General features: G+C 35.8%; 23 protein-coding genes and 1 riboswitch. Of the genes, 7 read left to right on the top strand and 16 right to left on the bottom strand.

The window, feature by feature from the left end:
* Positions 1-444: 444 nt before the first annotated feature.
* From ypdA to CCE82_RS01935, 4 genes are all read right to left on the bottom strand, one after another.
* On the bottom strand, positions 445-1,431 hold the full coding sequence (ypdA, locus tag CCE82_RS01950) for a bacillithiol disulfide reductase YpdA (protein ID WP_086427750.1): 987 nt from the start codon (positions 1,429-1,431) through the stop codon (positions 445-447).
* Positions 1,432-1,690: 259 nt separating this feature from the next.
* Positions 1,691-3,103 carry an elastin-binding protein EbpS gene (ebpS, locus tag CCE82_RS01945; protein ID WP_086427749.1) on the bottom strand — a complete coding sequence of 471 codons (1,413 nt, stop codon included), beginning with the start codon at positions 3,101-3,103 and terminating at the stop codon, positions 1,691-1,693.
* A 173-nt stretch (positions 3,104-3,276) separates the two neighbouring features.
* Positions 3,277-4,653 carry a RecQ family ATP-dependent DNA helicase gene (locus CCE82_RS01940; RefSeq protein WP_086427748.1) on the bottom strand — a complete coding sequence of 459 codons (1,377 nt, stop codon included), beginning with the start codon at positions 4,651-4,653 and terminating at the stop codon, positions 3,277-3,279.
* Positions 4,646-5,593, bottom strand: a complete 948-nt coding sequence (locus CCE82_RS01935) for a helix-turn-helix domain-containing protein (protein ID WP_086427747.1) — start codon at positions 5,591-5,593, stop codon at positions 4,646-4,648. Before CCE82_RS01935 ends, CCE82_RS01940 begins: the two co-directional genes overlap by 8 nt.
* Positions 5,594-5,695: 102 nt before the next feature.
* Here CCE82_RS01935 and CCE82_RS01930 point away from each other — a divergent pair, with 102 nt between their 5' ends.
* On the top strand, positions 5,696-5,944 hold the full coding sequence (locus tag CCE82_RS01930) for a ferredoxin (protein ID WP_014613875.1): 249 nt from the start codon (positions 5,696-5,698) through the stop codon (positions 5,942-5,944).
* Positions 5,945-6,267: 323 nt separating this feature from the next.
* Here CCE82_RS01930 and CCE82_RS01925 read toward each other — a convergent pair whose 3' ends face one another.
* From CCE82_RS01925 to CCE82_RS01900, 6 genes are all read right to left on the bottom strand, one after another.
* A complete protein-coding gene (locus tag CCE82_RS01925) occupies positions 6,268-6,813 on the bottom strand; it encodes an ECF transporter S component (protein ID WP_086427746.1) in 546 nt (181 codons plus the stop codon).
* A gap of 65 nt (positions 6,814-6,878) precedes the next feature.
* Positions 6,879-7,017: riboswitch (FMN riboswitch) on the bottom strand.
* A 159-nt stretch (positions 7,018-7,176) separates the two neighbouring features.
* Positions 7,177-8,934, bottom strand: a complete 1,758-nt coding sequence (locus CCE82_RS01920) for an ATP-binding protein (RefSeq protein ID WP_086427745.1) — start codon at positions 8,932-8,934, stop codon at positions 7,177-7,179.
* Positions 8,921-9,643 (bottom strand): response regulator transcription factor, encoded by a 723-nt coding sequence (locus tag CCE82_RS01915; RefSeq protein WP_086427963.1) that lies wholly within the window; start codon positions 9,641-9,643, stop codon positions 8,921-8,923. Before CCE82_RS01915 ends, CCE82_RS01920 begins: the two co-directional genes overlap by 14 nt.
* A gap of 111 nt (positions 9,644-9,754) precedes the next feature.
* On the bottom strand, positions 9,755-10,501 hold the full coding sequence (locus tag CCE82_RS01910; protein ID WP_086427744.1) for a pseudouridine synthase: 747 nt from the start codon (positions 10,499-10,501) through the stop codon (positions 9,755-9,757).
* Positions 10,502-11,044 (bottom strand): SMC-Scp complex subunit ScpB, encoded by a 543-nt coding sequence (gene scpB / locus CCE82_RS01905; RefSeq protein WP_086427743.1) that lies wholly within the window; start codon positions 11,042-11,044, stop codon positions 10,502-10,504.
* Positions 11,034-11,762: a segregation and condensation protein A gene (locus CCE82_RS01900; protein ID WP_086427742.1), complete on the bottom strand. Its 729-nt coding sequence runs from the start codon at positions 11,760-11,762 to the stop codon at positions 11,034-11,036. The genes scpB and CCE82_RS01900 overlap by 11 nt, the downstream gene beginning before the upstream one ends.
* Before the next feature lie 94 nt (positions 11,763-11,856).
* On the opposite strand from CCE82_RS01900, the gene CCE82_RS01895 reads away from it, so the two are divergent.
* Positions 11,857-12,363 (top strand): DUF309 domain-containing protein, encoded by a 507-nt coding sequence (locus CCE82_RS01895; protein WP_086427741.1) that lies wholly within the window; start codon positions 11,857-11,859, stop codon positions 12,361-12,363.
* A gap of 154 nt (positions 12,364-12,517) precedes the next feature.
* On the opposite strand, the gene xerD is transcribed toward CCE82_RS01895, so the two are convergent.
* From xerD to CCE82_RS01880, 3 genes are all read right to left on the bottom strand, one after another.
* Complete coding sequence (xerD, locus tag CCE82_RS01890) at positions 12,518-13,405, bottom strand: site-specific tyrosine recombinase XerD (RefSeq protein ID WP_086427740.1); 888 nt, start codon at positions 13,403-13,405, stop codon at positions 12,518-12,520.
* Positions 13,406-13,442: 37 nt separating this feature from the next.
* Positions 13,443-13,901, bottom strand: a complete 459-nt coding sequence (gene fur / locus CCE82_RS01885; RefSeq protein ID WP_086427739.1) for a ferric iron uptake transcriptional regulator — start codon at positions 13,899-13,901, stop codon at positions 13,443-13,445.
* Positions 13,902-14,004: 103 nt separating this feature from the next.
* Positions 14,005-14,547 carry an NUDIX hydrolase gene (locus CCE82_RS01880; protein ID WP_086427738.1) on the bottom strand — a complete coding sequence of 181 codons (543 nt, stop codon included), beginning with the start codon at positions 14,545-14,547 and terminating at the stop codon, positions 14,005-14,007.
* A gap of 79 nt (positions 14,548-14,626) precedes the next feature.
* On the opposite strand from CCE82_RS01880, the gene CCE82_RS01875 reads away from it, so the two are divergent.
* Entirely contained in the window at positions 14,627-15,541 is a 915-nt protein-coding gene (locus tag CCE82_RS01875) for an aldo/keto reductase (protein ID WP_086427737.1), read from the top strand.
* 3 nt (positions 15,542-15,544) lie between these two features.
* Here CCE82_RS01875 and CCE82_RS01870 read toward each other — a convergent pair whose 3' ends face one another.
* Positions 15,545-16,300, bottom strand: coding sequence for an SDR family NAD(P)-dependent oxidoreductase (locus CCE82_RS01870; RefSeq protein WP_086427736.1), 756 nt, complete (start codon positions 16,298-16,300; stop codon positions 15,545-15,547).
* 85 nt (positions 16,301-16,385) lie between these two features.
* On the opposite strand from CCE82_RS01870, the gene proC reads away from it, so the two are divergent.
* Positions 16,386-17,201 carry a pyrroline-5-carboxylate reductase gene (gene proC, locus CCE82_RS01865; RefSeq protein WP_086427735.1) on the top strand — a complete coding sequence of 272 codons (816 nt, stop codon included), beginning with the start codon at positions 16,386-16,388 and terminating at the stop codon, positions 17,199-17,201.
* Positions 17,202-17,474: 273 nt separating this feature from the next.
* On the opposite strand, the gene rnz is transcribed toward proC, so the two are convergent.
* The gene (rnz, locus tag CCE82_RS01860; RefSeq protein WP_086427734.1) at positions 17,475-18,392 is read right to left on the bottom strand and encodes a ribonuclease Z; all 918 of its coding nucleotides are present in this window, start codon (positions 18,390-18,392) and stop codon (positions 17,475-17,477) included.
* Between the two features lie 156 nt (positions 18,393-18,548).
* Between rnz and zwf the strand changes: the two genes are divergently transcribed.
* The 3 genes from zwf (at position 18,549) to CCE82_RS01845 (ending at position 22,405) form a co-directional block, all read left to right on the top strand.
* Positions 18,549-20,033: a glucose-6-phosphate dehydrogenase gene (gene zwf, locus CCE82_RS01855; protein ID WP_086427733.1), complete on the top strand. Its 1,485-nt coding sequence runs from the start codon at positions 18,549-18,551 to the stop codon at positions 20,031-20,033.
* Between the two features lie 140 nt (positions 20,034-20,173).
* Entirely contained in the window at positions 20,174-21,031 is an 858-nt protein-coding gene (locus tag CCE82_RS01850) for an effector binding domain-containing protein (RefSeq protein ID WP_086427732.1), read from the top strand.
* A 183-nt stretch (positions 21,032-21,214) separates the two neighbouring features.
* Positions 21,215-22,405 carry an MFS transporter gene (locus CCE82_RS01845; protein ID WP_086427731.1) on the top strand — a complete coding sequence of 397 codons (1,191 nt, stop codon included), beginning with the start codon at positions 21,215-21,217 and terminating at the stop codon, positions 22,403-22,405.
* Between the two features lie 53 nt (positions 22,406-22,458).
* On the opposite strand, the gene gndA is transcribed toward CCE82_RS01845, so the two are convergent.
* Complete coding sequence (gene gndA / locus CCE82_RS01840; protein WP_086427730.1) at positions 22,459-23,862, bottom strand: NADP-dependent phosphogluconate dehydrogenase; 1,404 nt, start codon at positions 23,860-23,862, stop codon at positions 22,459-22,461.
* Positions 23,863-23,876 lie beyond the last annotated feature (14 nt).

Here is a 23,876-nt window from a genome sequence, read left to right as displayed (position 1 = left end):
TCGCATCACCTTCTAAAATGAATACGAATATGGCACACATATCAGTGAATTACGTCATTGATGTGGGCGACAATTCCGTTAGACATTATATTTTGCATGCGAATGGTTAATCAAAAGGCTCTATAAATAAGTGGTTTTTAACAGTTGAAATCAGTCATTGTAACAGCTCCAGTCACTCAGTTATTTTTGGTAAGTAAAGTCATTTTATTGTTTGAAAAGTTGTTGAAATCAGTCGCTTTTTAGATCTAATTTTAGAATATTTAGATAATTTAAGGCGTATTTGAAGTTAGTTGCCTCTCTCAATATGTGTAAAGTTTAAGCGATACATTGAGAAGATTATACCACAATCAATGTGTCATGCAAGATAAAATTAAAAGCCTTTCATCAATTGTGCATATGATAAAAGGCCTTGTGATAAAGTTTTAAGTCGGACAATAAAACTATTTATGATTCGAGTGGCGATTGCTTTTTCGTTAATATATCACGGGCAATGGCTTCACCATGGTATTTACCGTTTTCAATAAAAATTGTATTTGCATCGTTCCCAGCGGCTATAACACCAGCGATGTAACAATTTTCAATATTTGTTTCATACGTATCGGAATTGTATATTGGTGCTGTTCCAAATTCATTTGTATTGATGTCGATACCAATGGATTGTAGAAAGTCGTAATCTGGGTGATATCCAATCATCGCAAACACATAATCGTTATCAATAGTAATAGTTTCCCCTTCTTTTTCAAAAGTGACTTGATCTTCAGTAATTTGAGTCACATGACTGTTGAAATGCATTTGAACATTTTCTCGGCGAACGAGTGATTCGAAATTCGGCAAAATCCACGGCTTAATCGCTGGAGAATACGTTTCGCCACGATAGATAACAGTCACACGAGCGCCTGCTTTTTCTAACTCAATTGCCGCATCAACAGCAGAATTTTTTCCACCAATAATCACAACATCTTGATCAAAATATGGGTGTGGTTCTTTGAAATAATGCATGACTTTTGATAATTCAGCACCTTCCACTTCCAACGTGTTGTGCTGACCATAGTAACCTGTAGCAACAGTTAAATAACGACATTGATACACATCTTTAGTCGTTGTTAATGTAAAATGATCTTTCATTTTCTTTACTGTTAGCACTTCTTCAAAAGCATTCACTTTAAGTTGGTGATGTTTGACAACTTCACGATAGTAAACTAATGCTTGATTTCGACGCGGTTTCAACTCTTCTACGATAAAAGGCACGTCCCCAATACTTAATTTATCACTTGATGAAAAGAAAGTTTGATGTGTCGGATAATGATAAATTGCATCTACAATATTTCCCTTTTCAATTACAAGTGTGTCGATTCCTTTTTTCTTTTGTTCAATAGCAGCGCTTAAACCACATGGGCCGCCACCAATAATAATACTCTCTACAGTTTTCATTTTTATACTGAAACATTAAAAATATGAGTTCGCAAACGTCTATTATGCTAATTTAATGTTTCATATTGCCTCCTAATTCTCATACTAGCATCGTATATGATAAGAACTGTGATAATCCTTATACATTATATCAACTTTTATAATGTTTCTAAATGGAAAAGTTTGTGACAGAAGCAATGGATAATATAACGGGCATAAAAAACAACCTTACCCTTTCTAATAAGGATAAGGCTGTGTTTTTATGATAAGAAATCATACTTTATGGAATAATGAGCTGTTGTCCATTCGAAATATTATTGTTTTGTAATCCGTTTGCACGTTTGATTTTTTCAACGTTTTCAGGAGAACCATTACCATAATATTGAATGGCGATACGATATAAGTTTTGGTTACCACTTACTGTATGTGTTTGACCACCTGCAGTTTGACCACCTGCAGTTTGACCTTGTTGATAACCGTTTTGTTGATTATTGATATTGCCATTATTCACGTCATTTGGGTTGTTGTTTTGATCGGAATTCTCGTTTGTTTCAGAGGCATTATCATCATTGGTATTATTATCGTTTGTATTTGATTGATTATTTTCATCGTTGTTTTCATCACTATCTTTTGAAGTTGTTGCTTTATCAGAATCGGATTGTGCGCCATCTTTATCCTTAGATGCGTTATCTTTAGCGTCATCTGAATTTTTCTTCGCATCATCTTTTTGTGTCACTTCTTGTTGTTGATCATTTTGTTGATCTTGATTAAAGAGATACACCCCGCCGAAAATAGCAATCGCACCTAAGATGATAATCGCAGCAAGTAATGGTAAAAGCTTTTTAAAGAAGCCGCCGCCATTACCATTTGAAACGGTTGTTTCCGATGATTCATGATTGGGTTGATGTTCTGACGTTGTCTGAGCATTTGCGCCTGCAGCACCTGTCCCTACAGCACCAGTTGCTGCAACACCAGCCGCCGCCTTTTTACCATTGTCAGACTGCTGTTGATTTTCTTGTGCAGAAGTTTCTTTATTTTGTTTTACGTGTTTGTTGTTATTTACTTTACTTGCTGCTTTTGTCCCTGCTGCCACGCCTACACCTGCTGTAGCACTTTCCTTACCACCATGATGTGCTTTGTCTTCTGGTTGCGTTTTGTTGTCTTTCTCATGTGACGTTTCGCCATCTCGGTTTTTCGTGTTTGTAGTTTTACCGATTGCAGCAGCTCCCACTGCTCCAGCTGCTGCACCATTTGTCGAGACACCTTTACTGTCAGCATCCTTTTTAACTGGTTCTTGAATTGTTTCATGTTGACCTGACTTTTCAGTTGTTTTATCTTCTGCTTGTACGTCTGAAGTTTTTTCATGAGCATTGTGGTGGGTATTATGTAATTGATCGTTATCGCTTTTTTTAATACCACCGACAGGACCTGGTTTTTTATCAGCATGTTGTTGATCTGATGTTTCTTCTTGTTGGTTGGAATGCGTATCTTTTTCAACTGGTTTTGATTTTGCGATACCGAAATCTCTTTTTCTGTGGCGTCTAGAAGCGTTTCGTGGCGGGAATTGCTGTTCGTGATTTTCTTGAGGTTGATCGTCTTCTTCATTATTTATTGCGTCAGCTGTCTCGTGATGATGAGACTTAATTTCTTGACGACTGCGTTCAAACTCATCTTTGAAGTTATCTTTTGACACTTAACATTCATCCTTTCTGTTTAAATTGTACAATAACGATTCGAAACTGAAACCTTGATACATTTTATATCAATTCATCTCATCCATTTAATTCTATGTTGTAGTTAAATCGCCTAATACCATTTACCCTAAATTATAACGGGTTTAAATTAAAAGTAAAAGCATTGTGAAAACTAATGAAACAAATTTTCCAACTTTTCAATGTAAGTTAACTTTCTTTTAACTTTTTTCTTATTTTTTTCATAAACTGGTGCGATCGTTTCACACTGTTCACAACATTGTGTCGTTGTCTCTTTTGTCATACCAAAGTAATTCAGTAAATGTTGACGTCGACACTGTTTTGTTAAAATATAGTGATACATATGACGATAACCTTGTCTTTTCGTTTCTTCATTTTGAGTGAAAATTTGTTTAAGTTGTGGCAGAGAATAAGCTTGTGTGAGTATATCTAAAATTGCAAGTTTTTCATTATCTATCATTTGTCCTGCTTCATATTGCTCCACATCTGAGGCACGCATAATATTTACGAGTGCCAAAGTTTCCATTAGGTATTGATCATCCGGTTGAAATAGTGCAATCGCCTGGCTAGGAAGGCCATCTCTTCCTGCGCGTCCAATTTCTTGTAAATAACTTGAAGGTGTAGGCGAAACATGAAAATGAATAATCGTCCGAATATCGGGTTTATTCACACCCATACCAAACGCACTCGTCGCAACAATAATTCTTATGTCATTTTTCAAAAACTGTTGCTGAACAGTATGGCGTTCTTGATAGGACAAATCTCCATGATAAATACCAGTTAAGTAACCTGCTTGATAGATGGTTGTTGCTAAGTCTAAACTGACTTTTTTAGACGATACATAAATAATCGTGGGTCCAGATGTTGCAATGGCGTCAATCAGCCAGTCCACTTTCTCTTCATAAGATGACATGAATTTTACAGATAAAGCTACATTCGGCCGGTCCATTGAGTGTTCAATCACATTGATCGATTTTTTTATGACACTTTGAATATCATCTTTCAAATGACGCGTTGCAGTCGCTGTCAGTGCTAATACAGTTGCCTCATTAAAATAACTTGTCACTTTTCCAATCAAGGCATAGTGCGGTCGAAAATCAAATCCCCATTCAGACAAGCAGTGTACTTCATCTAGAACGATCATACCAAATGGAATATTTTTAAAAAGATTAAAATGATGTGGTTGTAAAATAAACTCTGGACTTACAAAGATAAAACGTGACTGCGATAATTGTTGAAGTGCGCGCTTTTTAGCTGCATTTTCCATGCCAGAATGAATGGCGACAACACGATGCTCCCCTTGCATTTTCATTTGCATCACCTGATCATCCATTAATGATATGAGTGGTGAAATGACTAATGTAGGCTGTTTTTTTATATAGGTCGGTAGTTGATAACATAGAGACTTTCCACTTCCGGTCGGTAAAATACCCAATGTATGTTGTCCTTCTAATACACTTGAAATAATACATTCTTGACCTGGACGAAATGTTGAGAAGCCAAAATATTGTTCTAAAGCATCTTTAAGCATGTAATTCTCCTTTTGCGCTACCAATAATCGCGAGTTTTAGTTCAAAGTATGAGAGTGTATCAAATTGTTCTTTGTATAATTTTAAACGTTGATACGGTTGATCTTCATAATATTTAAGAAACTGGTTATATGGTGTAGGTAAGAAATCATCATAGTTTGTTAAAATGTTTTTCATAAACAAATCGAGAATGTGGTCTTCTACAGTCGTTTCTCGTACTTGCTCAATTTGTGCTATTTTTTCTATCGTATACCCTTTTTGCAACAACTGCAGTGTTTGTATCACGCGATCAGATACTTCTAACGGCATCATGCATTGCGAAAGGATGGGAAACTGGTCAGCATTTTGAATGATGAGATAAATAGAAAGTAACTCTTCGTAATGTGCAGTGTATAAATCATTGATGTCGATAGATTCTATCATGCTTATTTGTGAAAAAGTATACATCGGCTCATCATAACCGGTCAACAAGTAATGGGCGTAAATGATATCATGCTTTTCAGACAATAACTTAAATAATGATGTCACTTCTTGTTCGAATGCTTCTTGTAACTGCTGATGCTCAATTTCATAATAAATTTGGCGTACAGTATCATGAATTTCCACTTGTGATGCGATAGGCAAAAATGTCCGTTGATTATTTTGAATATAAGAAACCGTTTGAATGAGTAACTGAAATGCTTTAAAAGTACCGTCCAAAGTTTGATATGTCATTGAATTACTCGTCTGAACTTCTTTAATGTCATTTTCTTCTTGACTGATAATTTGTTCGAACTGTTCAAATTTTAATTTGGGTGCACAACCAAAAAGTGATAGTATATTTAAAGAAACAGCGTCAAAAAAAGTTTGATGAGACTTTTTACCTATGATAATATTAAAGATGCTTTTTCTAGTTTTGTAGGCTGATGCATGATGATATATATATTGAATTAAATGTTTCATGTTTAGACCTCGATTAAAAACGTATATATTGAAAAAATGGGTACACAGAACTACAATAAAATTATAATGTTAGTATGGTACTTTGAAAAGGGAGGCGAAAAAATGGCTAAATATACAATTGTTGATATGGATACTTGTATTGCTTGTGGTGCGTGTGGTGCAGCAGCTCCAGACATTTATGACTACGACGATGAAGGTATTGCATACGTAATTTTAGACGACAACCAAGGTACAACTCCAGTACCAGAAGAATTGTATGAGGATCTTGAAGATGCTTTTGAAGGTTGCCCTACTGACTCTATTAAAGTTGAAGAGGAGTCATTTGATGGTGACGCTCTCAAATTCGAATAGTTCATATTGAGGACGTTTGTCTTTAATATTAATATAAAACAACTTAAGGTCTAAGTAAACTAAGATGAGGGTTGAGTAGAGAAATGGATATATTGCCATGCTACTCAATCTATTTTTTTATTTTTGAATGATGTTTGACTTCGGTTAAAGTGTTGAATTACACACATATATAGGGCAAGTTTATGAAATGGAGACAACCCCATAGCATCCATTTTTGCGTTCAATACCTCTTTGCTGTTTGACTGTTTTATCATCATTAGCCGATATAATTCTATAAAAAGAGAAGAGACTGGGTAAAATTGCCCCAACCTCTTCCTACGATTTTATTTTAATATATGTCCAATACGTTTATAGAGTAATACAAAGATAATCGAAATAAGCGCACCTTTTAAGATGTTAAATGGAATAATCCCTGCTGCAATAATTAATTTAAGATTGTTCGCAACATCTGAAAGGTTCATAATCATACCGTACAGCGGTAATAGTACGAAATAGTTCATCACCCCTAGGACAATTGTCATCACGATTGTCCCTGTAATTAATCCTAAAATCAGGCGTTTTGTCGTTTGATTTGCACGATAGATGCCATAACTCACTAGTAATAAACTTGCCCCTGCTAAAAAGTTAGCGACTGGACCTATAGGATCACTCATGTTGAAGAAGAAATTGAGTAAGTTTTTAATCAATTCAACGAGCAAGCCTGCAACTGGACCAAGCGTGAACGTCGCTAATAATGCTGGCACATCACTGAAATCAATCGTTAAATATGGTGGTAAAAATGGTAACGGAAATTTAATAAATGTCAGCACAATCGCTATTGCACTTAACATCCCTATCGTTATCATTCGTTTTGTTTGCTTTTGCTTCATAAAAAAGACCTCCTATTAAATTCATCTTTCTTGAATAGGAGGAATAAAAAGCAACACAAATAAACCTCCATCTTCTCCCATCCAGACTTTAACTGTCGGCTCTAGAATCTCACTAGATCAGCCACAAAGATGATGAACATCATTTGCAGGTCGCAGGCTTATTTTACTGCCGGTTGGGAATTACACCCTACCCCGAAGATGAATTAATTTTTTATTATTTTCGTTAACAGTTTACATGAGATAACTTTTGAATACAATATATTTGCAACGACTTAACATGAATCGTGATATGAAAAAGAACAACAGGACCAGAACTTTTAATATCCTAGTCTTGTCGTTCTATTAATAAACTGCGTATGTCAATTAATTCTCTTGTTCTCCATTCGCCTTTTTCGGCAGTGAAATGATAAATCTCGTTCCTTTATCTAATTCGCTTTCTACTTTAATATGACCGCCATGTGCATTGACAATCATACGCGTAATAAATAATCCGAGACCTGTACCTTGAGATCCGCGTTTACGAGCAGAGTCTACTTTATAAAAACGTTCGAAAAGCTTTTCTAAATGTTGCGGTGCGATACCCACACCCGTATCTTCAACAATTAAAATTTGATTGTCTTCATCAGAGGTCGCTTTAATAGCAATTGTATCTCCTGGTTGTGTGTAACGTGATGCATTGTCGACAAGATTCGTCAACACTTGCTCCATTCGGTCAAAGTCATAATACCAAAGTGAAGCCATCTCGCCGTCTGTTTGGAAATCTAAAGTTAATTCTAACTCTTGTGCTTGTTGGCGATACTTCATAGCCATTTTTTTAACTAAATCTTGCATCGGTTGCTGTTCTTGGGTCACGTTTAACCCTTCAGCATCCATTTTCGCGACATTCAACAATTCATTAACGAGACGGCTTAAACGTTTAGATTCGTCTAACACAACAGTTAAAAATTCATTGATTTCATCAGGCTCAGTAACTACGCCGTCAACAATGGATTCAGTATAACCTTGTAATAATGAAATGGGTGTACGTAATTCGTGAGACACACTTGCGATAAAGTCTTTTTTGACTTGTTCAAGCTCATGTTCATTTGTCATATCACGTACAACAGCAACAAGGCCACCCTCACCATTCGCTTGAATTTTTTTAATATGACTCATAATAATCACATAAAAACGTTGATTCATCTCATATTCTCGGTACTCCGTTTTTTGACTGGCAAAAGTGTCTTCAATTTGCTGATTAAAGAGTTCGCGATCTGATTCATTTAACTCTGACAACATCCGTTCTGCTAAGGCGTTTGATATAATAATTTGTTTTTTATGATTAATACCGAGTACCCCTTCAACCATTGAATTAATCAGGGTGTCACGAATGTTTTTTGAAGTCGTTAATGCATCAATATGTGTCTGAATGCTGCGACTCATTTTGTTAAATGTCATGGCGAGTTCACCAATTTCATCTCTCGTCTGAATGGGCACGCGCTTGTCATAATTCCCTCGAGCGACTTCTTTGGCTTGCGTTTTAAGTTGACGCAGTGGATTTGTAATACGTGTTGATAAGAAAAATGCAAATACAGTCGTTATCGCTAAGAAAATAACTGCGGTAATTAAAATAATAATTGTAATGATATTGTTTGTATCATCAATACTTTTTAAATCTTGATAAATAAATATCGCTGAAGATTGCCCGTTATCATCTTTAGAAGGATAGCCTAACAATACGTATGTATGTGTTTTACCATCAATTTTAAATGTGACGTGTTGCAATTCTGATTTATTATCTTTTAATACGCGGTCGAAATTTTTATGATGACTAATTTCTTTCAGCATTTTCTTTTTAACGGAATCTTTTTCATTGATATTCGCACGGTCTGGCAAAATAATAAGTCCTTTATTATCCTCTAATAAAGCTTCACTATGTTCAATAGCAAGCTTCCGATTATCATTTTTGAGTAACACACGGTTCACATTTTCAGCACTTTGATAGAGCGCATGTTCTGTTTCTTGCGTGAAATAATATTGGAAAAATGTGATTAATGCAGCACTTAATAAAATTAAAACTGTCGTTACTATTAAAATAATAGTTAACCACAGTTTTACGACAACGTTATTAAGTCGTTTCATCCGACTTGCTAACTTCGAATTTATATCCTACACCCCAAACGGTTTGTATCATTTTTGCTGCATCTGCAGAAACACGATTTAATTTTTCACGCAAGCGTTTGACATGTGTATCTACAGTTCGTAAATCACCATAAAATTCGTAATGCCAAACTTCTTTCAATAATTGCTCTCTATCAAATACTTTGTTCGGTGTTTTTGCTAAGAAAATGAGTAATTCGTACTCTTTTGGCGTGAGGTTCACTGGTGTGCCATCTGCCAATACTTTGTGTGCATCATTATCAATAGTTAAATGTTTAAATTCAATCATATCACGGGCATGTGGCTCGTTTTGTTCAGCTTTTGAAGATTCTGTACGACGTAATAATGCTTTCACACGCAATACAACTTCGCGTGGTGAAAATGGCTTAACAATGTAATCATCGGCACCCGATTCAAAGCCTTCTACGCGATTGTTTTCTTCACCTTTAGCAGTGAGCATAATAATAGGCGTATCTTTTAATTCACGTAGTTTAACAGCGACTTCAAGGCCATCCATTTCAGGCAACATTAAATCCAACAAAATACATGAATAATCGTATTTTGTCGCCATTTCCAATGCTTCACGGCCGTCGCTCGCTTCAGCAATGGTATAACCTTCTCTTTCCAAATATAATTTTAATAGTTTTCTAATTCGATGTTCATCATCTACGACTAAGATTTCATTAGTCATCATGACATACCTCCCACACATGGTGACATTTCTAACTCAAAGCATATTATACCATAATGATTTATTTGGGTAATAATAAAACAATGATGCGTTTTCATATCTAGTTTGGACTTAGCGATGTTGTTGGCCGTTTTCAGCAAGTTGACGTAATGATTTCACTTCATGCGGCGATAATACACGGCCTTCTCCAGCACCTAATCCTTTCAAAGTCAATGGACCAAATGAGATACGAGAAAGCTTTTGCACACTAAAACCAAAATGTTCAAACATCCGACGTACCTGACGATTTCGCCCTTCAGTAATCGTAATTTCAACCAGTGACGTATTTTTTTCTTTATTTTGTTTTTTAACTTTCACTTTTGCAGGTTGCGTAAGACCGTCTTCTAGTTGAATGCCTTTTTCAAGTTGTTTCACTTGTTCGCGCAAGATATAGCCTTCAATTTTAGCGACATATGTTTTCGGAATTTTATAGCGTGGATGTGTCATTAAATTTGTAAACGTACCATCGTTTGTAAGTAATAACAGACCAGACGTGTCATAATCTAAACGACCTACCGGATAAATCCGCGTTTTTAAGTCGTCAAAATAATCTGTGACCACTTTTCGACCACGATCATCTGAAACACTTGTAATGACTTGCGCAGGTTTATAAAACAAAATGTAAAGCTTATCTTCTTGTTCGAGCGGTATCCCTTCTACTGCTACCTCATCTGAAGGGCGTACTTTTGTCCCTAATTCAGTCACAGTTTTGCCATTTACCTGCACTTTTCCTTCTTGAATTAATGCTTCTGCTTTACGTCTAGAGGTATACCCACTGTTCGCAATACGCTTTTGTAATCTTTCTAATTCATGACTCATTTAAGAATCTCCTTTCTGATTAACCAATTGGCTGAAAAACGATTCAATTTCCTCTTCTTCTTCATCTGTTGTCGGAAGCGCCTCAAGACTTTCCAAACCAAAGACATTTAAAAATAAATCAGTTGTAAAAAGCTGTTGTCCACGTGCTTCTGGATTTGTTTTAGGTTCAATCAATCCTTTGGCAATCAATGTTTTCACTGGACCGTCAGATTGAATCCCGCGAATCAATTCGATGTCATTACGTGTCATAGGCTGATTATAAGCAATAATGGCTAACACTTCCATGGCAGCTTGCGACAATTTAGCAGATGCTTTATTAATAATAAGTGATTCGATATACGGTTCAGCTTCTTTTCGGGTCGTTAAAACATAAGTTTGACCGAATTTTTGTACGATGAGCCCAGGTAAGTCAAGTGCATCGATAGCGGTGGTTAACGTCTCGCAATCAACGTCAAGCGATGCCATCAGTTGTGTTTCATCTATGCCATCTTCACCAACTGTATAAAGTATCGCAGTCAGCGCTTCAGTAACTTTAAGCGTCATAATTAACTCCTTTTCTAATTTCAAAGTTGTGGAAAGCTTTCACTTGTTGTAATTGTATCATGCCCGTTTTCGACATTTCGAGCAAAGCTAAAAAATGTGTGACAACATGTTCGATAGATTCATTAAATGTAAATAAATCAAAAAAGGTAATCTGAGAGACTTTTTTCAACTTATCATAAATATATGTCGTTGATTGTTGAATAGTATACGTTTCTTTTCGAATATCTACAGTCGTCGGCTTCTTCAAAGAGACACGTGTTTTCATTTTTTGATAAGCAACAATTAGTTTTGTTAAATCAATTGTCGTATCATCAGGAAGTCGCTCTGAATATTCATAATGCGAAAGATCTGTAGGGGCTTTAGTAAAATATTGTTCACGCACTTGACGCTTCTCTTCTAACATTTCTGAATATGCTTTGTAATTTTGATATTCAATTAATTTTTCAACAAGCGCTTCTCGAGGGTCATCCTCTTCAACTAAATCAGGTGAAGTATCAGGCAACAACATTTTACTTTTAATCATAAGCAACTCAGAAGCCATCAATAAATATTCACTGGCAATATTGATTTCTAACTTTTTCATGGCGTGAACATACTGCATATATTGTTCGGTTAATTCACGCATAGGAATATCATAAATATCAATTTCAAATTCATTAATAAGATGCAGTAACAAGTCTAATGGTCCGTTAAAAGCATCCAATTTCACTTCGTACATAGCTGTACCTCATTTCATAACGCATGTAATGTGCATAATAACAAAAAATATTATAACATGTTTGATGTATAACAATAAATTTTTGGAGTGAGCAATGTTGGAAAATGATTTAGTCCATTTTTACTATCAGTTTCATCATGAACAACATTATTTTCTCTGTCATGATATTTTGGAAGAAGCATGGAAAATGCAACAAGTCTTTTCAAAACAAGATGCTGTCGTAAGTTTAATTTTGCTTGCAACTGGGAGCTACCATTATCGTAGAGGTAACTTTAAAGGTGCACATAAAACTTTTAACAAAGCTTATCACATTATAGCGGATTATCCTGAAGATACAATGATTACTTTAGGGCTCGAACGCCAAGCTTATTTAAATATACTCACACAATTGATTCAGGACACTGCGCATGAGATCCCCTTTTCACCTATTCAATTGCCACTTACAGAAGCGATGATTGAGAAAGTTAAGGTGCAGTTTCCGAATTTCCAGGTGACTGATACGGTTGTAGAGACGCCGGGGATATTGCATCATCATCAATTAAGGGACAGAAGTGACGTCATCGCAGCACGAGAAGCGGCATTAGAGGAGAAAAGAAAATAAGGTGTTTTTGAAATGAAAAAGTGGGATGAAGATAAAATTCCATATTTTTTGATTTAGCCGACTTTTATCAATGCATACAAAAACGGATGGGTATTAAGCGACATCATTCGACTTAATACCCATCCATTTTTTATAAATTTTGTTTCTGTTTATTTTACGCTCTTGGATGATAGTCTTGATAAATTTTACGGATTTGATTTTTAGTAATATGTGTATAGAGTTGTGTTGTTGAAATATCAGAATGCCCTAACATATCTTGTACAGCACGTAGATCCGCACCATTTTCTAATAAATGCGTTGCGAATGAATGCCGTAATGTATGTGGTGTTAAACGTTTCATAATGCCTGCTTTGACACCAGTTTGTTTAATCATTTTCCACACACCTTGTCTAGATAATGGCTTACCATGTAAATTAAGAAATAAAACATGGGTAACTGTGTGTTTCAATAGTTGAGGTCTAATGTTTTGAATGTAATGTGTTAAACAATCAATCACTGTTTCCCCTAATGGTACAATACGTTCTTTACTTCCTTTACCAAATACTTTCACAAATCCCATCATTAAATTAATATCCTCTACTTCGATATGAATCAATTCAGAAACACGCATACCTGTCGCATATAGTAATTCGAGCATTGTTTTATCACGATAGCCGTTAATTTTTGTTTCGTCAGGCGTCATTAATAATTGATCAACTTCTGCAATAGATAATACATCTGGAAGTTTTCGATCATACTTTGGTGTTTCAATGAGTACAGTTGGATCATGTGAAGTATAATTTTCCCTTAAAGCAAATTGATGGAAACTGCGAATAGTAGAAGTAAAGCGCGCAATCGTTTTTGCAGATCGGCCTTCATCATGCAAAAAACCGAACCATTCTTGAATCATTTGACGATCCACGAAGTTCAAGTTGGCCACTTTATGCTCTGTCAAATAGTTCAAATAATGATTCAAATCACGGCGATAAGCAGCAATCGTATTGTTGGATAGCCCTTTTTCAATTTGAATAAATCTTAAATACTCATCTCGAATTTCTTCCATAGATTGACCTCGATTCTCGTCAACGTCCTTTGTTCAATTATAACTTGGAACCTTTACCCTCTTTTTGACAAGTTTCACAAATTCCATGAAATGTAAGACGATGGTCTAAAATTTTAAAGTTAAATTCATTTTCAACACGATCTTCTACTTGTGGTAATAAGTCTTCATCGATTTCATCTACACGACCACATTCCATACATACTAAATGATGATGGAAATGCTTGGAGCCTTCTTTACGTAAATCAAATCGAGAAACGCCATCGCCAAAACTTACCTTGTCGACAACTTTTAAATCTGCTAATAGTTCTAATGTACGGTAAACGGTTGCGAGCCCTATTTCTGGTGCTTTTTCTTTCACTTTTAAATAAACATCCTCGGCACTTAAATGGTCAGCTTCATTTTCGATTAACACACGTACGGTTGCTTCACGTTGCGGTGTCAATTTATATGAAGACTGTTGCAACTGTTGCTTCACGCGATTCAGTCTTTCCTCCACGGAAGCCTCACTCCTCTACTGAAAATTATAATTATTACAATTAAATATGTTTTCTTGTTATAAATTACCAGTAATTGAGAAAAAAAGCAACCATTTTCGCATCTTATTTAGAATGATTATAATGTAATAATAGGTGTTGGAAAGCGATAAAAGTTTTTGCATCCTCAATAGTACGGTCTTCTACAGCTTTTTTGACATCATCAAGTGAGTATAGCACTTTCTCAACAAATTCATCTTCATCTAAGTTCACTTCACCTTCAACGAGCGCATCGGCAAAATAAACTGAGATTTTCTCATTTGAAAAGCCAGGTGTTCCATAAACTTCGCCGATTAAAGTAAGCTTTTTGGCTTTATAACCTGTTTCTTCTTCAAGTTCTCTCATTGCAGCAGATTCACGGTCTTCTCCAGGCTCAAGTTTGCCAGCTGGAATTTCTAACAGTTCTTGTTCTAGTGCTTTACGATATTGTTTCACTAAAATGACTTCTTGATTGGGGGTTAATGCACAAATAGCGACTGCCCCGTTATGTTTAACGACTTCGCGATACGCTGTTTCATCGTTAGGTAATGAAACTTTATGTTTTTCAACTTCTATAATTTTCCCTTTATATATCGATTCTTTAGAGATTGTTTTTTCTTCAAAATGCATTGTAAGTTCTCTCCTTTTCAATTGGCTATACGGTTTGCTATCATGAATATACATAAATTCTATCGGAAGGAGTCACATCATGCAAAAAAATGTTTTGAAAAGTGGTATTGAATTGTCAGAGCTCGGCCTTGGATGTATGAGTTTAGGTACCGAAGAAAAGCAAGCAGAGCAAATTATCGATGCAGCAGTTACAGAAGGTATTACATATTTTGACACAGCAGATATTTATGATAAAGGTGTTAATGAGAAAATCGTCGGTCGAGCGCTGAAAAAGTATCAAAATCGTGATGATATCATTATTGGGACTAAAGTTGGCAATCATTTAAAAGAAAACGGGGAAACTTTTTGGGATCCTTCCAAGCGTTACATTAAGGAAAATGTAAAAAATTCACTACAACGTTTAGGATTGGATACACTCGATTTATATATGTTGCATGGCGGCACAATTGACGATCCACTTGATGAAACGATTCGTGCGTTTGATGAACTCAAGCAAGAAGGTGTGATTCGTGCGTATGGTTTGTCCTCTATTCGCCCTAATGTCATTCGTTATTATTTACAGCATAGTCAAATTGAAACATTAATGTCTCAATTTAACTTAATCGATAATAGACCTGTCGACTTACTCAATGAAGTGCATGACAAAGGTGTCAAATTGCTAGCACGAGGTCCTGTATTTAAAGGTTTATTAACGCCAAGTTCTGAAAAAGTGTTAACAACAAAGTTTGAGGACGGAATTTTTGATTATAGTTATGAAGCGCTCAAGGAAACAGTAATTGCTTTACAACAAATTGATCCTGAATTGACGGGACTCGCATTCAATTACTTAAAATCATTTGACGTGTTAGGATCGATTATCGTTGGCGCAAGTTCGGTTGAGCAGTTACAACAAAATGTAAAACAGTATCAACGACAAATCAGTGAAGCCCAGTTAGAACAAGCGTCTACAGTTGTGAAACAATTACATTTTACACAACATTGGGAAATGAAATAGTGATTATCGTTGCTTCCCTAAGAAAAAGCGGCGGCCCACTTTCTCAAATAGACGAGGTGCGAGTTGATAGAGTTTAAGTAAAAAATGAATAGACTGAGGTTCATTCAATTCTTGTTTACGATGTTGAATCGCTAGAACAATTTTTTCTGCAAGTTGTTCAGGGTTCAACATTATTTTTTTCATTTTACGCGCATATTGACCAGATGGATCTGCCTTAGCATGAAACGGGGTTGCGATAGGTCCGACATTGACATTGAGCACATGCCACTGTGGGTGTTCGATGCGTAAGGCGTTCAATACATGATTGAGTGCAGCTTTACTTCCACCGTAATGAGCGGCGAAAGGTTGTGTTGCAGAAGCGGCTTGACTACTGATTCCGACAATTGAAGCACGCGTTGATAAATAGGGTGCACACTGATTGAGGAGCATCGAAAAATGAATCACGTTCACTTGATATGTTTGTAAAATTTCTGTAGGCGTATGTTCCATTAATCCTTTGAAGTAACCGAGTCCAGCACAATGAATGATGCCATCAAAGTGGGTTTGGCTATTAAAATAACGCGTTATTTCAAGAATGTCGCTTTCTTTTGTTAAATCACATTGAATCATTTGTACATCCGAATCTGGAAATAATGTACGTGCTTTGTTTATATCACGTACAAGGAGTGTAATAGAATAATGGGCAGATATAAGCGCATGTGTGAGTGCATAACCTAACCCACTCGTACTCCCTGTGATTAAAAAATGACCTTGTCGCATTCTATATCGCCCCTCTCAACTCAATAATAATGTTGTTATATGTTACTATAAGACAAGAAAATACTTTTAGGAAGTGATATTTCGTATGAAAATCGTATTTTACGGCGCTGGCAACATGGCGCACGCTATTTTTACAGGTATTGTGAATTCGAAAGTCGTCCCAGCAGAAAATATTTATTTAACGAATCGTTCAAATGAAGATATGTTGAAAGAATATGAAGAAGATTTAGGTGTCCAATACAGTTATGATGATGAAACGTTATTAAAAGATGCGGATTATATCTTTTTAGGCTCGAAACCGCATGATTTTGATCAATTGGCAGACAGAATTAAGCAACATGTACAACCGAACAATCGATTTATATCTATTATGGCAGGTCTTCCTATTTCGTATATTAAAGAAAAAATTGACACGACGAATCCTATTGCCCGCATTATGCCAAATACTAACGCACATGTCGGTCATTCTGTGACAGGTGTGAGTTTTTCTTCAAACTTTGGTGGTAAAGCGAAAGATGAAATTTTAGAAATCATTAATGCGTTTGGTACGGCGTTAGAAGTTCAAGAAGACCATTTACATCAAGTGACAGCCATCACAGGAAGTGGACCAGCATTTTTATATCATGTGTTCGAAAAATATGTCATTGCGGGTACAAAATTAGGTCTAGAAAAATCTCAAGTGGAAGAATCGATTCGTGAATTAATTATCGGAACAAGTAAAATGATTGAACGTTCAGATTTAAGTATGGAGCAACTAAGGAAAAACATCACTTCAAAAGGTGGTACAACACAAGCAGGTTTGAATGCATTATCGGAATATGACATCGAGGGTATCTTTGAAGATTGTTTAAATGCAGCAGTGAATAGAAGTATCGAACTGTCGACACAAGACGAAGATTAAAAACGCAACAATCGACGAGGTAAGTTAAGAAAATACGCTTTTTATATATGAGCAATGCTCGAATTTCAATGGTGCTTTCTCATCTGAATTCTACTTAGTGATGCAATGATTAATGTCATTAAGTGCGCATACTGTTCCCAGGACGTGTCTCAACGCTATCATATTTTAATCCGATGATAGTATGTTGAGACATAGACCCCTGAGAAATGGAGAGTGGTTTGACAAAATGTGAAGTTGCTACCTATTCATTGTTCACCGTAATCCATAAAAACTTTAAAAATGATAGCTATCAAAATCCTCTACAAATTGAAAAGATAATGTCGAATGCTCCTTCAACTTTGCCTCAACCTCTTCAATATCTTCTTTTGTATAACGCCCACTTAAATGCGTAAGTAGGCCATGTTTGACTTTAGCTGTATCGATTAATGCCAACACATCATCTACATGACTGTGATGATAAGCATTGGCTAAAGATTTGTCTCCTTCAATATAGGTTGATTCATGAACTAATACATCGGCATCTTTTGCCAATTCAAATGCATATTGACTCGGTTTTGTATCGCCAAAAATAGTAACGACTTGCCCTATTTTATCTGGACCTTTAAATTCATTTGCATCATAAATCTGCCCTTCAAATTCAAATGTATCTTGTGACTTTACTTTTTGATAAAGAGGTCCTGGAGGTATGCCAAGCGCTTGTAGTTTTTGCACATCTAACTTACCAGGCGTGTGCGGTGCTTGAATACGATACCCAAAGCACGGGATACCATGATTAAGCGGTCGTGCGATGACTTCAAATTTGTTAATGATCATGTCGATCTGGTCTTCTATTTCAATGATATGTAAAGGATAATTTAAATGTGAATATGTGAGTGATAGATTGTATTCAACATAGTCTTTGATGCCTTTAGGTCCTATAACAGTCAGCGGTTTTGATTCGCCACCTTGAAATGATCGACTCGTTAAAACACCCGGTAAACCGAAAACATGATCGCCATGCATATGTGTAATGAAAATATGGCTCACTTTTCCGAGCTTTATAGAATGGTGTAAGATTTGATGTTGTGTTGCCTCACCCACGTCAAATAACCAAACATCAGTCGCATAAGGTTCGAGCTTGAGCGCGATAGACTGTGTATGGCGTTCTTTTGTAGGTAATCCTGCACTTGTACCAAAAAATGTAATTTCCATGCATTGTACCTCCTCTAGCGTTATATTATCATAAAACGACTGAGAATCGGCAAAATTTTAAGTGTAAAGCAGAATATATGACCGAGACCGTGATATGTTCTATAATAAACACATAATTGATGTATGAACTAAAATTAAGAATTGGGGTTTTGAATCTTGAATAAGACAAATAATCATGTTCCAGCACTCATAACAATTTTTGGTGCCACAGGTGATTTAAGTCACCGCAAACTATTTCCATCACTCTTTCACTTATACCAACAAGATAATTTAGATGAAAGAGTTGCAATCATTGGTATCGGAAGACGTGAATTAACTAACGATGATTTTAGAGCACAAGTGAAATCGTCTATTCAAGAACACGTACAAGATACAAAACATCTAGATAAGTTTATGCAACATGTATTTTATCAACCACATGATGTGAGTGATGAGGAAAGTTACCAAAAATTACTAGAATTAAGCGAATCATTAGACCGTGAATTCTCATTAGAAGGAAACCGTGTCTTTTATTTAGCAATGGCACCTCGATTTTTCGGTGTCGTAACTGATTTCTTAAAGTCATCAGGTTTAACGAATACAAATGGCTTCAAACGCCTTGTCATTGAAAAACCGTTTGGTAGTGACTTGAAATCAGCCGAAGAATTAAATGAACAAATTCGTCGTTCATTTAAAGAAGAAGAAATTTTCCGTATCGACCACTATTTAGGTAAAGATATGGTTCAAAATATTGAAGTATTACGTTTTAGTAACGCGATGTTCGAACCTTTATGGAATAACAAATATATTTCAAATATCCAAGTCACATCTTCTGAGGTACTTGGTGTTGAAGATCGTGGTGGCTATTACGAAACAAGCGGGGCTTTAAAAGATATGGTACAAAACCATATGTTACAAATGGTTGCATTATTAGCAATGGAACCCCCTATTAGTTTGAACAGTGATGATATCCGTGCTGAAAAAGTAAAAGTATTAAAATCATTACACGTGCTCCAACCTGATGAAGTGAGAAATCAGTTCGTACGTGGTCAATATGATCAAGGTTTCATCAATGGTCAAGAAGTGAAAGCTTACCGTGAAGAAGATAAAGTCGCTTCAGATTCTACAACACCTACTTTTGTATCAGGTAAAGTAGAAATCGACAACTTTAGATGGGCAGGTGTGCCATTCTATATTCGTACTGGTAAACGTATGAAACGTAAATCCATTCAAGTTGTTGTTGAATTTAAAGAAGTGCCGATGAATTTATACTATCAAAAAGATAAACATTTGGACTCTAACTTACTTGTCATTAATATTCAACCTAATGAGGGTGTGTCTATCCATCTTAATGGTAAAAAATATGTTCAAGGTATCGAAACTGAGCCTGTACAATTATCTTATGCGATGAGTGCACAAGATAAAATGAACACAGTGGATGCCTATGAAAACTTACTTTACGATGTGTTAAAAGGTGATGCGACAAACTTTACACATTGGGAAGAATTAAAATCAACTTGGAAATTTGTCGATTCAATTCAAGAAGCTTGGGATAACTTTGAACCAGAATTTCCAAACTATGAATCAGGTACAAATGGTCCTTTAGAAAGTGATTTATTATTGAGTCGTGATGGCTTTAAATGGTGGAATGACATTCAATAGAGATGCGCACACATCTTGGTTTATGATAATCAGCTAAGTGGTTCACATTTTAGTGTCACTTAGCTGATTTTTGTTATATAATCAATAATTGGATACATCATTAGAGGAAGAGACTTTTAGAGTTATAGGGAGTGAAAAATTTGGACGTCATTAAACATTTACAACGCGCAATGGTTTATATTGAGGATCATTTATTAGAACCATTTGATTTACAAACTTTAAGTGAATACGTTGAAATTTCTCCTTATCATTTAGAACAATCTTTTACGATGATTATTGGAAAGACACCTCAAGAATATTGTCGTGCAAGAAGATTGACACTCGCTGCACAAGACTTAATTCATGGTGCAAATCGTCTCATTGATCTTGCTAAGCGCTATCAATATACGGATGCGAATGCGTTTGCACATGATTTTAGTGATTATCATGGTGTGTCACCACTACAAGCCAAGCTGAAAAAAGAACAACTACAAATGCAAGAACGACTTTATTTAAAAATATCGACCACTTCTCAAAAGCCCTACCCTTATCGTTTAGAAAGATTAGGTGACTTTTCATTAGTGGGTTGTTCGAGATTTGTGCCTTCAGCTGAATTGGATAATCACTTTATTATTCCGGATTTTCTTGAAGATTTAAAAATGGATGGGATTTTAAAGGACATCATTCGATATAACGATATTGGACCACATGAGTTATTTGTCGTGAGTTGTCCGCTTGAACAAGGGCTCGAAGTATTTGTCGGTGTACCGAGTGAGCGTTTTCCAGGTCATTTAGAAGATCGATTTTTAGCAGGCCGACAATATGCGATGTTTAATTTACAAGGTGAAATCGATTTCGTTACAAGTGAGGCATGGCATTATATTGAAACGAGCTTGCAACTTACCTTGCCTTTTGAACGAGATGCACTTTATATTGAAATTTATCCACTCGACATTTCTTTTGAAGACCCTTTTACAAAAGTGCAATTATGCGTCCCTGTCAATATTGATGAAAATTAACTATAGAGTAAGCACAATCGTTTTGATGCGTTGTTTTCGATAACGTACGAGAACGGATTGTGCTTATTTTTTATCGACTGAGCCATATAAGCATTTTGAATTGCATTATTTTCTGAATATTCACTCTTTAAAATGGGTTTCATTTGCTGTATGATATTGTTAAGCTTTTAGGAGGTCATTTAAATGCAGAAGTCAGTCATTCTTATTTTGTTTAGTACCATTTCAACTGTGTTTTCAGGCATCTTCACTTTTGCATGCGGTTTTTATGTATTACAACTGACTGGTTCAGGGAGTCTATTTGGGACTTATTTATCGATTCTAGCCATTATTCAAGTATTGACTTTGCCGATATTTGGCAATATGATTGATCGCCATTCAAATAAAAAAATGTTGATTTTAGGACAAGTTTTAAGCGTCGTTACTCTATTCATTTTTTCAATGGTGTATCATGAGGAAATTGCAAGTATTTTTGCCGTGATGATTGTTTTAGTATTTATCGATATGATTGTCAAAACGATTGTCTCATCAAACTTGCAGTACATCACACAAGACTATTTTGAGAGAGTAGTGACCATCAGACAAACCATTCAGTCTGCAACGATGATAGCAGTCCCTATTGTTTCTGGATTTTTAGTCACTGTTGTCCATATTAAAACATTAGCACTATTGAATAGTGTTACTGAGTTTGTGGGCTTGATTCTTATTTTCTTATTGAGTTTTAAACCTGCAAATGCACTGAGCAAAAGTAAAAAATTTACAGAAGGCATGGCAGAAAGTTTTAAGTATGTTGTTAAAAAGCGAAACTTGTCTACACTCTTTTTAACATCAAGCGTTATTAACTTTTTAGGACAATCTTTAACTGTTGGACTTCCAATTATTATCGTGACGAAACTTGGTTATTCGTCAGCACATTTAGGGACGATGGAAAGTATTTTAGGAGGGACACTGTTATTAACATTCCTTGCGTTGAATTTCTTTAACATGAAAAATAATTTGAAGAAAATGAATGTCATATCCATGCTCATTTTAATTGTGTCACTTTTCGTTATCGCATCATCAAACCTTTTTGTAGCGATACCGTTTTGGGCATATATTGTGATGATCATTGGTATCGTATTGATTGGCATTGCCATTCCTATTGATAGTGTTCCATCTCAAATTATGTTACACAATACGATAGATGAAGATTACAAATCGCGTGTATTTGCTTTATTGCAAAGTTTGGCCACTGGACTCAATCCACTCGGGCTCATATTCTTTGGATTTGTCATCCCGTATAGTTACGGACTGGTTTTTATGATTAGTGGGATATGTATGATTTTTGTCATGTTGTATTTTATTAAAAATTATCAAGAACAAGAGGCACAATCATAAATGTGAAAAAGAGGTCAGGATTAATCCTGACCTCTTTATATATCAAGAAGTTCTTATTTCGTCCATTGTGTATGGAAAGTACCTTCTTGATCTTTACGTTGATACGTGTGCGCACCGAAGTAGTCACGTTGCGCTTGGATTAAGTTTGCTGGTAAGTTTTCAGTACGGTAGCTGTCATAGTAGTTGATACTTGCTGAGAATCCAGGAAGTGCAACACCGTTTTGGATACCAGTAGCAACAACATCGCGAAGTGCTGATTGATATTCAGTCACGATATCTTTGAAGTAACCGTCTAATAAAAGGTTTTGTAAGTTGCTATCATTATCGTATGCATCTTTAATTTTTTGTAAGAATTGCGCACGAATGATACAACCTTCTCTCCAAATCATCGCTAAGTCACCTAATTGAAGGTTCCACTCATTGATTTCACTTGCTGTTTTCATTTGGTCAAAACCTTGCGCATATGAACAGATTTTACTCATGTACAATGCACGACGAATTTTTTCAAGGAACTCTTCTTTGTTGCCGTCAAATGCAGCAGAAGGTCCGTTTAAAACTTTAGATGCGTTGACACGTTGATCTTTTAATGAAGAAATGAAACGTGCAAATACAGACTCAGTGATAATTGTTAATGGCGCACCTAATTCTAATGCGTTAATAGATGTCCATTTACCAGTTCCTTTTTGCCCCGCTTTATCCATGATTTTTTCTACAAGTGGTTCGCCATCTTCATCAAGTTTTGTGAAAATGTCACCTGTAATTTCGATGAGGTAACTTTCTAATTCTCCAGCATTCCATGATTTGAAAGTTTCAGAGATTTCTTCATGTGACATGCCTAATAAGTCTTTCATCATGATGTAGCTTTCTGCGATTAATTGCATGTCGGCGTATTCGATACCATTGTGTACCATTTTTACGTAGTGACCTGCACCATTTGGCCCAATGTAAGTCACACATGGTTTACCGTCTTTTGCTTTAGCTGAGATAGATTCTAAGATGTCTGACACTTTATGATAAGCAGCTTCTTGACCACCAGGCATTAATGAAGGACCTGTTAAAGCACCTACTTCACCGCCAGAAACACCCATACCAATGAAGTTGACGCCGCTTTCAGCCAACGCTTTATTACGACGAATTGTATCTAAGTAGTTTGTGTTACCGCCGTCGATTAAAATATCGTCATCGTCTAATAATGGTAATAAGCTGTCGATTGTTTTGTCTGTCGCTTCTCCTGCTTTAACCATTAATAAAATTTTACGTGGCTTTTCTAAAGAATTTACAAACTCTTCTACTGAATAAGTAGGTACAATGTTTTTCCCTTTAGATTCTTCAACCATTAAATCTGTTTTGTCTGAAGAACGGTTGTAAACAGATACACTGTAACCTCTTGATTCAATATTCCAAGCTAGGTTCTTACCCATTACGGCTAAACCTACTACACCGATTTGTTGTGTCATTATACTTAACCTCT

The organism is Staphylococcus cornubiensis, from assembly GCF_900183575.1.
In the GTDB taxonomy this organism is placed as follows: Bacteria; Bacillota; Bacilli; order Staphylococcales; family Staphylococcaceae; genus Staphylococcus; species Staphylococcus cornubiensis.
Note: the sequence above shows the minus strand (reverse complement) of the source record. Positions and strands in the feature narration are given on the sequence as shown.

Excerpts from the sequence above, each read along its gene's own strand:
- CCE82_RS01915 (WP_086427963.1), bottom strand. The coding sequence starts at position 9,643 with ATGACTAATGAAATCTTAGTCGTAGATGATGAACATCGAATTAGAAAA.
- CCE82_RS01845 (WP_086427731.1), top strand. The coding sequence starts at position 21,215 with ATGCAGAAGTCAGTCATTCTTATTTTGTTTAGTACCATTTCAACTGTG.
- CCE82_RS01880 (WP_086427738.1), bottom strand. The coding sequence starts at position 14,547 with ATGCATTTTGAAGAAAAAACAATCTCTAAAGAATCGATATATAAAGGG.
- CCE82_RS01925 (WP_086427746.1), bottom strand. The coding sequence starts at position 6,813 with ATGAAGCAAAAGCAAACAAAACGAATGATAACGATAGGGATGTTAAGT.
- proC (WP_086427735.1), top strand. The coding sequence starts at position 16,386 with ATGAAAATCGTATTTTACGGCGCTGGCAACATGGCGCACGCTATTTTT.
- CCE82_RS01910 (WP_086427744.1), bottom strand. The coding sequence starts at position 10,501 with ATGAGTCATGAATTAGAAAGATTACAAAAGCGTATTGCGAACAGTGGG.
- CCE82_RS01930 (WP_014613875.1), top strand. The coding sequence starts at position 5,696 with ATGGCTAAATATACAATTGTTGATATGGATACTTGTATTGCTTGTGGT.
- CCE82_RS01920 (WP_086427745.1), bottom strand. The coding sequence starts at position 8,934 with ATGAAACGACTTAATAACGTTGTCGTAAAACTGTGGTTAACTATTATT.
- CCE82_RS01940 (WP_086427748.1), bottom strand. The coding sequence starts at position 4,653 with ATGCTTAAAGATGCTTTAGAACAATATTTTGGCTTCTCAACATTTCGT.
- CCE82_RS01900 (WP_086427742.1), bottom strand. The coding sequence starts at position 11,762 with ATGTACGAAGTGAAATTGGATGCTTTTAACGGACCATTAGACTTGTTA.
- CCE82_RS01895 (WP_086427741.1), top strand. The coding sequence starts at position 11,857 with ATGTTGGAAAATGATTTAGTCCATTTTTACTATCAGTTTCATCATGAA.
- ypdA (WP_086427750.1), bottom strand. The coding sequence starts at position 1,431 with ATGAAAACTGTAGAGAGTATTATTATTGGTGGCGGCCCATGTGGTTTA.
- CCE82_RS01935 (WP_086427747.1), bottom strand. The coding sequence starts at position 5,593 with ATGAAACATTTAATTCAATATATATATCATCATGCATCAGCCTACAAA.
- CCE82_RS01870 (WP_086427736.1), bottom strand. The coding sequence starts at position 16,300 with ATGCGACAAGGTCATTTTTTAATCACAGGGAGTACGAGTGGGTTAGGT.
- gndA (WP_086427730.1), bottom strand. The coding sequence starts at position 23,862 with ATGACACAACAAATCGGTGTAGTAGGTTTAGCCGTAATGGGTAAGAAC.
- rnz (WP_086427734.1), bottom strand. The coding sequence starts at position 18,392 with ATGGAAATTACATTTTTTGGTACAAGTGCAGGATTACCTACAAAAGAA.
- scpB (WP_086427743.1), bottom strand. The coding sequence starts at position 11,044 with ATGACGCTTAAAGTTACTGAAGCGCTGACTGCGATACTTTATACAGTT.
- xerD (WP_086427740.1), bottom strand. The coding sequence starts at position 13,405 with ATGGAAGAAATTCGAGATGAGTATTTAAGATTTATTCAAATTGAAAAA.
- CCE82_RS01875 (WP_086427737.1), top strand. The coding sequence starts at position 14,627 with ATGCAAAAAAATGTTTTGAAAAGTGGTATTGAATTGTCAGAGCTCGGC.